This is a genomic window from Microcoleus sp. K5-D4 (genome assembly GCF_036704575.1).
Taxonomy (GTDB): Bacteria; Cyanobacteriota; Cyanobacteriia; order Cyanobacteriales; family Microcoleaceae; genus Microcoleus.
Genome location: NZ_JAUBSD010000008.1, coordinates 1 through 11,725 on the forward strand (window position 1 = coordinate 1; position 11,725 = coordinate 11,725).

An 11,725-nucleotide genomic window follows, 5' to 3' on the forward strand; every position below is an offset into this window, starting at 1 on the left:
ATTAGCTATAACCTGCAATCTGCTCCACTTCAGCCAAACCCTTCATTATAGCATAAAATTATTTTGCAAGAGGTCTAATGTTGTTGAGGGTGTTGGCGACTGCCGTTTGGTCATTTAATTGATAGAATAAGGGCAAAGCTTGGTTATAGTAATCCAGGGCGCTTTTCGGGTCAGCTAAATCGGTGTATAGTTGACCAAAACTGTTAATAATAGCGGCTTCTTCAGCGTTTGCCCCTGCTTGTTTTGATAAGGGTAATGCTTGATTGTAGGAGTCTAGGGCAGATTGAAATTGTCCGAAATGGGCGTAAATTTTACCCATTGAAAGGAGAGTGCGTGTGGCTTGGCCGTAGTTTCTATCTGCACGATAGAGTGCGAGAGCTTCTTCTAACTTTGCCAGTGCAAGTTGTTTAGATTCCACAGTGCTTTGGCTAGAAAGTTGAGTTCCTTTGATAAATGCTACTTCAGCCGCAGAAACTTTGATGCCGGTAGCAATATCCCAGACACGGGCAGTTCTATCCTGACTGGCTGTGAGGATTTGCCGCCCATCGGGGCTAAATTCTGCATGGTTGACCCCATCCTCATGTCCTCGAAATATCGCTAGAAGATTGCCTTTGGCATCCCACAGACGGGCGGTTTGATCCTCACTGGTGGTGAGGATTTGGCGACCGTCGGGACTAAATACTGCGCTGTTGACAGAATTGTCATGATCTCGCAATACTGCTAGGAGATTGCCAGAAATATCCCACAGGCGGGAAAGTCTATCGTTACTGGTGATCAGGATTTGACTACCATCGGGGCTAAATACTGCACTCTCATCATGACTGGAACCTTTATATACATCCTTCTGCCCCCGAAACTCTGCTAGGAGATTGCCTTTGGTATCCCACAGGCGGGCATTTCCGTGGAAATCAATGCCTAGAGTGAGAATTTGGCGACCATCTGGGGTAAAGATTGCACTTTCGACACTGTTCTCATGCCCTCGGAACACAGCCAGGAGATTGCCTTTGGTATCCCACAGACGGGCGGTTTTATCTAAACTGGCGGTGAGGATTTGGCTGCCATCGGGACTAAAGACTGCACTGTTGACATCAATCTCATGTCCTTGGAATATAGCCAAGAGATTACCTTTGGTATCCCACAGACGGGCGGTTTCATCCATACTAGCGGTGAGGATTTGACGACCGTCCGGGCTAAATACTGCACTTTCAACATCATGCTTGTGTCCCTGGAACTCGGTGAGGATATTACCTTTGGTATCCCACAAGTGGGCGGTTTCATCACTAATTGTAAGGATATGGCGACCATCGGGGCTAAATACTGGTTTGGATACACTTTTTTTAGGGACTTGAAACTCGTTGAGGATATTGCCTTTGGTATCCCACAAGCGGACGGTTTTATCGGTGGCGGTAAGAATTTGGCGACCATCCGGGCTAAAGACTGCACGCCTGACTCGATACTTCTCGTCCCGTAACTCTGCCAGTTGAGCGTTATTTTTAGATACGCTTTCCCGAAAAGTTTGCAGCGCTGCCATTTGCTGGGCTTGGGCAGCAATTGCTACTGATACATCCCACAGACGGGCGGTGCCATCAGAACTAGCGGTGAGGATTTGACTACCATCCGGGCTAAATACGGCACTTCTGATACCTCTTTCATGCCCTCGGAACACAGCCAGGAGATTGCCTTTGGTATCCCAGATTCGGGCGATTGGGTCAGTTCCATTTGGAGCCTCAATACAGGCAGTGAGAATTTGGCTACCATCGGGACTAAAAACAGCACTGTGGAGATATCTTTCATGCTCCTGAACTGTGACCAAGAGATTGCCTTTGGTATCCCACAGACGGGCGGTTTTATCTAAACTAACCGTGAGGATTTGACTCCCATCCGGGCTAAATACGGCTGTTGTGACTCTCTCTCTATGCCCCCGAAACTCTGCCAAGAGAGTCCCTTTGAGATCCCACAGGCGGGCGGTTTCATCATCACTGGCAGTGAGGATTTGACTACCATCGGGGCTAAATAGTGCACTTCTGACCCCCTTCTCATGCCCCCGAAACTCTACCAGGAGATTACCTTTGAGATCCCACAGGCGGGCTGTTTTATCGTTACTAGCAGTAAGGATTTGGCTGCCATCAGGACTAAATACCGCACTTGTGGCTATGCCCCCCCATACTTTCTCAGGTGGTTGCAACTCAGCCTTGAGATTACCTTTAAGATCCCACAGGCGGGCGGTATCATCACCACCCCCACCATAAAAACTAGCTGTGAGAATATGGCGACCATCGGGGCTAAATTTTGCACTGTAGATTACTAGAGACTTACTCCCTTGCAACTGTGCCAGGAGATTGCCTTGGGTATCCCACAAACGGGTAGTGCTATCATTCGCATCAATACTACCAAAACTAATGGTGAGGATTTGACGACCATCGGGGCTAAATATTGCACTGGCATCATGTTCCTGTAACTCAGCCAAGAGATTACTCTTAGTATCCCATAGACGGACTTTATCTCGACTAGCGGTGAGGATTTGCCGGCCATCGGGACTAAATACGGCACTGGTGAGAGAACTATTGTGTCCTCGGAATATTGCCAGTTGAGCGTTATTTTTAGACACGCCTTCCTGAAAGGTTTCTTTGGCAGCTATTTGCTCGGATTGGGCAGCAATCGCGGCTGACACGTCCCACAGGCGGGCGATTTCACCTCCACTGAAGGTGAGGATTTGCCGGCCATCGGGACTAAATACTGCCCTCACGCCATTGTTATGCCCCCGCAACTCGGTTAGCAGATTGCCTTTGGTATCCCAAATTTGAGGGGTTCCATCCCAACTAATGGTAAGGATTTGGCGACCATCCGGGCTAAATCCTGTTGCAATCGAGACAGAACTCCAGTGGGAATCTCCATGCTTCCCAAACACAGTCAAGAGATTACCTTTGGTATCCCAAATGCGGGCAGTTTGAGCCGAACTAATGGTAAGGATTTGGCTACCATCGGGGCTAAATATTGCACTTTCGACATGATTTTCATGCCCCTGGAACTCGGTTAGGAGATTACCGTTGGTATCCCACAGGCGGGCAGTTTTATCCTGGCTGGCGGTGAGGATTTGCCGGCCATCGGGACTAAATTCTGCACTGAGGACAGGCTGCCTATGCGCTTGGAATTCTTTGAGAAGATTGCCTTTGATATCCCATAACCGGGCGGGCTCATCCCAACCAGTGGTGAGGATTTGGCGACCATCGGGGCTAAATACGGCTTTTACCCAGCTTTGTGAGCCTCTTCTGACCTGGAACTCTGCTTTGAGATTGCCTTTGGTATCCCACAAACGGACTTTACCCCACCTGCCGGCTTTATCCGCAAGCATACTAACGGTGAGGATTTGGCTACCATCGGGGCTAAATACGGCACTTCTAGTGCTACTTCTATTTCCAATAGTAGACTGATCGTCAAACGCCCGGAACTCGGTTAGCAGATTGCCAGAAGTATCCCACAGGCGGGCGGTTAGATCCTCAGTGGTGATGAGAATTTTTCTGCGATCGGGACTAAATACGGCACTGGTGACATCATCCTCATACCCTGGGAACACACTCAGGAGATTACCTTTGATATCCCACAAGCGGGCGGTTTGATCTCGACTAGCAGTGAGGATTTGCGGACCATCGGGGCTAAATACTGCACTCATGACCATCTCCTCATGCCCCACAAACATGGCGAGTTGCCCGCCAAATGCTTGCACGGGTTGCTGCGTTCCTGATGCGCTTGGTTTTCCCGTTGTCGGTGACTGGGATGGTGTGGCAATCCTGGGTTGGCCGCTGATGGGGATGCTGTAGGTAGTAGCGAATACAACTCCCATCACCAGAGGGAGACAGCGATGCACTTTTCCGTATTTATCTGGCAGCATAATTGTTTTTTGGAAGAGTTAAGAATTGGGAGAGGGGGGTCAACTAAACCTGTCTCTAGCGAATCCCTAAAAGCCAAAAGCTATAGTTTTTTGGATAGGCAAATCTGCTTAGCGTTGGCTCTTTTTTTTACCGAGGTCATCAAAAGTAAGATGGGCTGGGGGTTAGTTGTCAGAAAAAATTATTTATGTTAAGGACAAACTCTATCATTTTTCATAATCTTTGTCTGTCATTGGCTGCGTCAAGGATGAGGCAAAGACGTTAAGAGATGTAACTTGAATCGGCGGCGGGGCGTTGGCTCGTCGATGTTATTATCTTTTGACAGGCTGAGTGTGGTGTGTAAAGCGAGCTGATTTTTCTCAAGGGACTGCTACCTGGGTGTAATACCAACTCCGGTAGCGTGGGAATTAATATTACCCCCAGTCAGGACACCGCGAGTGCCTAAGTCCTCATATGTTGCACCATTCTCAATTAGCCTTTTAGGAACAGGCAAGATGCCTGTTCCACAAGAAAATTTATATTTTGTGGAACAGGCATCTTGCCTGTTGCTGACAATGCTGCCAGATATCAGTAACTCCCTTTAGGGCGTATAAATTATGTTGAAGTAAATTCCCTTATCTTGCAGATTGTCGCCTTTATCGCTAATTCTCACCAAAGGAAAAGCGTAATCTACGCGCAAGTTCACCCGCTGTATCGGTTCCCAGATTACCCCCAAACCCACACCAGCTAAAAAGGTCTGATTGGTTAATGTATTAGGATTGTTCGCCACGTTCCATACAGTACCTGCATCCAAAAATGGAGCCAATTGAAGTTTGGGATTTCCCGAAGCATCGCGCTGCAAAGTAATCCGATCTTCGATGGAAACTCGGAAGCCGTTATCGCCAGAACGGACATTTTGGCGGTAGCCGCGCAAAGATTGCCCGCCGCCAATTACAAATTGCTGCGAAGGCAACAAACTATTAGCTGACAACTGCAAGTCTGCCTGCAAAATTAATAAATGTTTGTCATTCAATCGCTGTACTCGCTGCACTTGACCCAGCCAACTCAAAAATTGTCCGTCGGGATCGGAACCTTCGTTTTGAGTAGCATCAAACAAGCTAGTGCCGATCGTAAATTGCGATCGCACGGCCCAAGCACCCTGCGGGTCGCGGCGAATGTAGTCCTGTCCCAGCTTAATTGCACTCGTAGTGGTGACACCATTGGAGTCCGGGCCGATGCCAAAAGGAACCGGTTCGCCGGCGACAAAAGTTCTGCCTGTCTGATAAGTAAAACCGGCAGACAACGCAAATTCTTCGATCGGCGTTCTCCGCAACGGCTGGCGGTAACTAATTTCAAATAAATGCGATTTTCCCGAAATGTCAGCACGGTTAAAAGGTGGTTGTACGATACTGTTGCGATTCGGCGCCGCCCTCAATTGCAAAGTGCCGTTCATCGCATTTAGCGGCACGCGATAGCTGAAATCAAACACGTCTGAATCGCCGAGCGATCGATAATAAGCCCCTGCCAGTTCGTCGCCATTTCCTGTTATATTGCGGTGCCGCAAACTAACTCCCAATCTTTCGGAACCGACACTGGGAGGCGAGTAATTGTCAATGCTGAAAGTAGGTTGAAACGGATTAGCTTCCGAGACTCGGACGATCAGAATGCTCTCGCCTTCATTATCCCCAGCCCGCAGACTGGCTTCTACATTGTCAAATAAAGGATCGACTCGCAGCAGCCGGAGTTGGTCTTCTAATGAAGCTGTGCTTAAAGGCATTCCGGCACCGAGTCGAATCCGGCTGCGGATGTAATTTGGATTCAATCTTTTAGTTCCTTCTACCTCAATTTTGGCTAGCTTGCCTTCAATCACTTGAATTTGGACTACCCCTGCTGTGATAGTTTGGGGCGGCAAGACTGCTCTCGAAGTGATGTAGCCACGATTGAGGTAAATTTCGGTAATTTTGTCGGCGATTTGTTTGAGCTGTTCTAGGGTGGTAGAACGGCCTTCTAAGGGGTTGACTAAGGCATTAATTTCATCTTGGCTTAAAATTGTGCTGCCAACTACTTGAATTTTCTGCACCTCAATTGGTGTATTCGGCAGCGTTGAGGGAACTGGCGACGGGGACGGCGGCGTTACTGTGGGTGGTACTTGGGGAGGTTCTGGGGAAGGCTGCGGGGCCGGTTGCAGAAATCGATCGCGATTTGGATCTGGCTGAGTCGGTGGCGACGGTAACAGCCGATCTGGTAGTTGATCGCGGTTTAAGTCGGGCGGGAGGTTTCCCGGTGGCGTCTGCGGGTTCTGGGCTAAAACATGATTGCAATGTAGCTGGTTCTGACATTGGGGATCGCTGTCAACCAGATTTGTTTGTTCGGGCAAGATGCCCCCACCACAACCAGTTCCATCGATTGTGGAACAGGCATCTTGGCTGTTCTCGGGGGGGTTCGATTGTGTTTCTGGTTCAGGGTTGCTCTCGATCGAATCGGGAAGCTGATTTAAGTTTGTTGCTGTTTCATCCTGCTTGATTTCCAGTTTTTGCAGTGCTAATACTTGATTGCCCGTATCTGCTGAGTTGTCAGCGGCGACGGGCAACAGAGAAATATCGTTTGTTTGGGATATAGCTTTATTGGCGTAAAAGCAAACCATCGGGAGCGAAGTTAGAAGTGAAATCCCCAACCGAAATAGTGCAATATTTGCATTCGGGCGCATAATTAATAATTTCTCTAAAATAAGTTTGTCGGCTGCTTGACTATGCCAGTTTATCATTTAGTATTAGACGAAATTTGACCATCAAAATTTCCACAGTCCGGCTTTCAAGATGCCAGCAGTCCGAACTGCTTGCTGATCAGTACACAAATTTTAATTGATTTAGGACGATCGACCAAACAACCCGCAACAGCCAAAAATCATCTGTGGCCCTGCCAAATACCGCGCTCGAAACCGAGTTTTTCGTACTTGCTGCACCAGTCATACCATTTGAGATTCGAGATTTGGCAATGACTCGCCCAAAAACGGATACCGTGCCCCGAACGCTCATCAGTGTAGATCATAAAATTTTAGACTCCTGTTCCTCATCCCAGATTCAATGCAGCAAGTAAATCTAAAATCTAAAATCTAAAATCTAAAATCGACTGACTGATGGCAATCACCGTTTGGGGCTTGCCTACCGTTGCATTCTTTTTTGAAACTGGTGTTTAATTATTTTCTTGTGATAGGCATTAACTCACTTGCGACTAAGGGTTCTTGGGCTATTTTGCCGAGTTCGACTGAGTTCAAGAGTGCTGACCACTTGATCGCTAAACTGGCATCGCTGGGAGACTCGATACGCAATTGAGCTAGAGTTGCCAGGTACTCGTACCAAAGACGTTGTTGGGCGAAGATACTGAGCTTGGTGCGATCGGGCGATCGATCCAACTCTGTTTGCACGGTTGGGGCGAGTGCGGTGCGGTTGATCCACCCGGAAACGAGAACATCATCTCTTGTATTTTTTGGGTTGCATTTGATAGTAAAGTACCATTGATAGTTTTTGCCAACTTCCAGCGCTGGCGAGTTGTCGTCGGAGGCGAGGCTGACGCTAACTACACCTGCACGGCTAGTTACCATGCGAAAACTTTTTTTGTATAGTGTTTTGTCCCTTTCGTCTGCTAACTCAAACTGAACTGTTTTGTCGAGGGCTACAGGAAGGTAGTAGAAAAAAGTTGGCTTTGCTGATATGGTTTGCCCCATAGTTGATTGGGGAATCAAGGCAGTTAAGGTAGTTGTGGCCGTGGGGCATTCTAAGCCGCGGGTTCCTCCCCCTTCCCGCCTTCCGGGTACTCCGTCCTCCGGCGGTTGAAAGCTATTCCACGTGGAACCCGTTGGCTGAATGTTCGGTCTGCTTCCGCTGGTTTCAGGGGGTTGAACTGTTTGCCAGTTGAGGGGTAGCTGCCGTGGTGAGGGGCGCTTGACAATGTTTGCGGGGCTGTTGAGAGCCTCTGCTGGTATTAAAACACTACCGGCGGCAACTGCCTCTAAAGACAGAATTAATGAAAGAGCACCGATATTTAGAGCAGACTTCAAAGCCATGACGAACCTGCCTTTTGATGAACCTAGGAACTTTATCGCACGGTTTTATTCTATCCAAGGTTTTGATGGATATAGTAATCTGTTGTACTTAATTTATATCTTTAGGCAGATACGATTATTTTGGTCGCTGTGCTCAACATAGAATTCTGTGTCGCCTTTGTCAGTGGTAGCTTAGTAGTTATACTTACTTCCATTCACGGCAGCAGGTTGGGTTGAGCTTGTTAAACCCAACTTTGACAAAGACTCATATTCGGGTTCTTTTAACTCTAGCAAGAGGATACAAGGCGCCTTTTCGTAAAAACACCCGGTTGATGCGTCAATCCTGGATATCAGGAAACTCGGCAATTTTTCTGGTGAACCTCAAGCGATCGGCTACAAGTCAAAAATCAGGTTTTCTGTACAATAGCGGCAAGAAATTTAGCATGAATCTCGATTCACCTGTTCTCTCGGACAAACAGCCTTCGGGGCTGCGGATGGTAAGACCCATCGGAGTCTTGGCACTGCACGGCATTGCTTTTTTAGGAAATAGGTTGTTCGCTGTCGATCGCGCCGAAGGGCTGCTATTGGAGATCGATCGAGAAAGTGACAACACTACTGTTTTGAATCCTTATCAAACGGCTAAGTTTGCGGGCGCAACCGGGCTGGCTATTTCGGAAGATACTCTCTGGTTTGCGCGGGATGAGGATATTTGTTGCTGTCGGGGCGCAGTTCGGGACGGAGCGATCGCTGAACTTAAACCAGAACATTTTGTTTCACTTTCTTATCCTGCTGACGGGATTGCTGTGTGGAAATCTACGCTTTATGCGACTTGCCAGAGATTAAACTCGATTCTGGTTTTTGACCTGAAAACTGGTCGGGAAATTACTCGGTTTTACGCTCCCGGTATAGGGGTGGAAAATATCACAGTCCGGGATGAGGAAATTTGGGTTTGCGACAAGACTGAGCAAACTGTTTACTGTTTGGAACGGGCAACTGGGGAGATTAAATTTAGCGTTTTGACTCCCTTTGAGTCGCCTTCTGGTTTGGCTTTTCACAAGGATTCCGAAACGGGAGAGGAGGTTCTGTACGTGGCTTATGCCGGGGATGAACTTTACATCCGAGATGACCCGAATTCGGAAGATCCTTTTCAGTTGACGAAGCGCGATCGCACTTTTATTCAGCCTTTGTCTTTTCACTACAATGAAGCCGAGCGCTACGCTCTGTCAAACGGTTTTTTGATGGAAATGTCTTATGTGGAGGAACTGTCTCCTCTCGATGAGGTAGAAATCGAAAATTTGGAGTGGCGGATTGCTTTGCCTTCGGAAACTCATCGGCAAAAGGTAAGGAGTGTTACGCCTATCGGAATGCCTTTTACTGAGGAAATTCAGGAAGGGGAACGGGTGGCGGTGTTTAAGTTCGATCGACTGCGCCCTGGGGAACGCCGGATTTTTGGCTGGAAGGCATTGTTAGAAGTTCGATCGATTAAGTATCAGTTGTCACCTAGGGATGTCGAAAAGATTCCTAAGCTGTCGCCGGAGTTTGCAGCTAAGTATTTGGTGGATAATGACAATTTGGCTATGGATACGGAGATTGTGCGATCGGCTGCTGTGGCTGCCATTGGCTCGGAAACTAATATTCTGAGGCAGTTACTGAGCATTCGCAATTTTGTTTACGACCAACTTTCTTACGGGATTAGGCCTCACATTGACACTCCCGATATTGTATTACGCCGCGGCATCGGTTCTTGCGGCGAGTACGTGGGGTTGTTGTTGGCTTTGGCAAGGTTGAACGGGATTGCTTGCCGCACGATCGGGCGCTACAAGTGTCCGGCTTTTGCTGACAGAAAAGGTGTGTCGCTGGAGCCGGATTTCAATCACGTTTGGCTGGAATTTTACATTCCGGGTTTTGGCTGGGTGCCGATGGAATCTAATCCTGATGATATTCAAGACAGAGGCCCTTATCCTTTGCGATTTTTTATGGGTTTGGCTTGGTATCACGTAGAAATTGGCAAGGGAATTCGGTTTCAAAGTCTCACGAGCGGCGGTCTTCCTTTGAACAAGGAGGATGTTTCCGTGGGGAGTCTGGCAATTAATCATGTGAGGTTTACTATTTTGGAAGATTTGCCAGCAGTTTGAATCGAGTGTTAACAGTTAACAGTTAGCCGTCTATATTCAACTGTTAATTGTTAACATTTTTCATCTAAAATCGAAAGTAGACAATGTAACATCAGAGGAAGAGGGGTTGTGGAATTTTCGATTGCTAATTTTCTCGTTTTAGTGGCCTTTGTACTGCTGGTGACGGTGACTGGCGGGGTCGCTTATTTGACTTCTGTTGAGTGGCGCGATCGCAGGCGGTTAGATAAGGCTAAACGGAAAAAAAAGTAGCTTTTGGCTGTTGACAACGTGCATTTTTTATGATAATAAACAAGGCGACCTGGTGCGATCGCCTTGTTTTGTGATTGGAGGTATTTTCACCGCAGATGATATTAAGTTTGGTAACATAAACGTTGTAGGTTCGTAGTGAGGACTTGAGTTTTCATACAAAACTATGATTCATATCGTTTCCGGTTGGATCGGAAGGATTTAACCACAGAGAACGCAGAGAACACAGAGGGAGATAAGAGAGATGAATAATTCCGATGAAGCGTGGATTTGAGATCGCGGGCGTCTCGCCCGCGACACAATAAATACACCAAAACGAACACACAGGAAAAAGGAGATTTTGGAGTTGGTATTTTAAGTCCACTGTCTGAAAAATGTATTTTCTTGCCAAGCCGCAGCGGTGCGTTTTTCAAGTGCTGCCATTTCTGTTTGGTTCAGGGGTTTGAATGCTTGGGCGACTTTGAAGTTTTCTTCTAATTGCTTTACTGAGTCGGCGGCGATGATGCAGCAGTGCACGCCGGGAAGTGAAAGCGTGTAGCCCATTGCTTGGTGCATTCCATCTAAAACACCGTTCTGAAATAATTTGCCATAAGCTGGTACTTTCATGGCTATGACGCCGATATTTTTGGCTTTGGCAATTGGTAAAGCGCTGGTAACAAAGGAGCGCGGGTGATGTTTTTCGGCGGCGTTGAGGGAGATTAATGTTGTGTCGAAAGGATAGCGCTCCAAGCCGGCCACAATGATAGCAGGTTCGTGGTGTCCGGTGATGCCGGAAAAACGAATTATTTTTTGCTCTTTGGCTTCTTCGATCGCCTTTATTGCTCCTTTGGCACTGAAAATTTGGTCTAATTCTGTTTGGAATGAGACGTGGTGGAGTTGCCACAAGTCGAGCCGATCGGTTTTCAATCTTTTGAGCGATTGCTCTAACTCTCTCCAGGCGCCATCTCTGTCTCTGGCGGCGGTTTTTGTGGCTAGGAATAGCCGATCTCGATATGGTGGCAAAACTTTGCCTAAGTTTTCTTCGCTGGGCCCGTACTCGGCCGCCGTGTCAAAATAGCGAATGCCTAGTTCGATCGCACGTTCAATTTGTACCGCCGCTTCTGCTTCTCTTCCCGCCTGCGACAGCGGTGTTTGTCCGCCTCCCCCCAAACCGAAAATCGGCACTTTCACGCCGGTGTTGCCTAACAGTCGTTCTGGCATTTTTATTGTGGTGGCTACCTGGTTATTGGGTGCGGCTGCGATTTCCAGATCCTGCTGTTCGATCGCCTTAGCACCTGCAATGCCGCTGGCAACAGCTATACTGCTCAATATAAAATTGCGACGAGTCTTTTTGCGGGTCATTGTTTCCGTCTCCTCAGAATATATGAGAGAAATTAACCGCGTTTGTGTTGGCACAATACATAAAATTTTACTGCAAATCTGATAATTTTCTCCCT

7 protein-coding genes are annotated in these 11,725 nt (G+C 47.7%); 2 read left to right on the forward strand and 5 right to left on the reverse strand.

The features are described 5' to 3' along the window. Positions 1 to 58 precede the first annotated feature (58 nt). The 4 genes from QUA77_RS04355 to QUA77_RS04370 all read right to left on the reverse strand — a co-directional run bounded on the left by QUA77_RS04355 (position 59) and on the right by QUA77_RS04370 (position 7,929). The gene (locus tag QUA77_RS04355) at positions 59 to 3,889 is read right to left on the reverse strand and encodes an eIF2A-related protein (RefSeq protein WP_333449364.1); all 3,831 of its coding nucleotides are present in this window, start codon (positions 3,887 to 3,889) and stop codon (positions 59 to 61) included. 578 nt (positions 3,890 to 4,467) lie between these two features. Then, entirely contained in the window at positions 4,468 to 6,630 is a 2,163-nt protein-coding gene (locus QUA77_RS04360; RefSeq protein ID WP_333449365.1) for a ShlB/FhaC/HecB family hemolysin secretion/activation protein, read from the reverse strand. 140 nt (positions 6,631 to 6,770) lie between these two features. After that, entirely contained in the window at positions 6,771 to 6,914 is a 144-nt protein-coding gene (locus QUA77_RS04365) for a hypothetical protein (protein ID WP_333449366.1), read from the reverse strand. 148 nt (positions 6,915 to 7,062) lie between these two features. Continuing rightward, positions 7,063 to 7,929, reverse strand: a complete 867-nt coding sequence (locus tag QUA77_RS04370) for a DUF928 domain-containing protein (RefSeq protein ID WP_333449367.1) — start codon at positions 7,927 to 7,929, stop codon at positions 7,063 to 7,065. A gap of 422 nt (positions 7,930 to 8,351) precedes the next feature. On the opposite strand from QUA77_RS04370, the gene QUA77_RS04375 reads away from it, so the two are divergent. Continuing rightward, positions 8,352 to 10,043 carry a transglutaminase domain-containing protein gene (locus QUA77_RS04375; RefSeq protein WP_333037006.1) on the forward strand — a complete coding sequence of 564 codons (1,692 nt, stop codon included), beginning with the start codon at positions 8,352 to 8,354 and terminating at the stop codon, positions 10,041 to 10,043. Between the two features lie 108 nt (positions 10,044 to 10,151). Beyond that, positions 10,152 to 10,292 (forward strand): hypothetical protein, encoded by a 141-nt coding sequence (locus tag QUA77_RS04380; protein WP_190736053.1) that lies wholly within the window; start codon positions 10,152 to 10,154, stop codon positions 10,290 to 10,292. A gap of 351 nt (positions 10,293 to 10,643) precedes the next feature. On the opposite strand, the gene QUA77_RS04385 is transcribed toward QUA77_RS04380, so the two are convergent. Beyond that, a complete protein-coding gene (locus QUA77_RS04385) occupies positions 10,644 to 11,630 on the reverse strand; it encodes an aldo/keto reductase (protein ID WP_333449368.1) in 987 nt (328 codons plus the stop codon). Between the last annotated feature and the right edge of the window lie 95 nt (positions 11,631 to 11,725).

What these genes read in the sequence shown, in the direction of transcription:
- QUA77_RS04385 (WP_333449368.1), bottom strand. Translation starts at nt 11,630, where the DNA reads ATGACCCGCAAAAAGACTCGTCGCAATTTTATATTGAGCAGTATAGCT.
- QUA77_RS04375 (WP_333037006.1), top strand. Translation starts at nt 8,352, where the DNA reads ATGAATCTCGATTCACCTGTTCTCTCGGACAAACAGCCTTCGGGGCTG.
- QUA77_RS04365 (WP_333449366.1), bottom strand. Translation starts at nt 6,914, where the DNA reads ATGATCTACACTGATGAGCGTTCGGGGCACGGTATCCGTTTTTGGGCG.
- QUA77_RS04360 (WP_333449365.1), bottom strand. Translation starts at nt 6,630, where the DNA reads ATGATAAACTGGCATAGTCAAGCAGCCGACAAACTTATTTTAGAGAAA.
- QUA77_RS04370 (WP_333449367.1), bottom strand. Translation starts at nt 7,929, where the DNA reads ATGGCTTTGAAGTCTGCTCTAAATATCGGTGCTCTTTCATTAATTCTG.
- QUA77_RS04355 (WP_333449364.1), bottom strand. Translation starts at nt 3,889, where the DNA reads ATGCTGCCAGATAAATACGGAAAAGTGCATCGCTGTCTCCCTCTGGTG.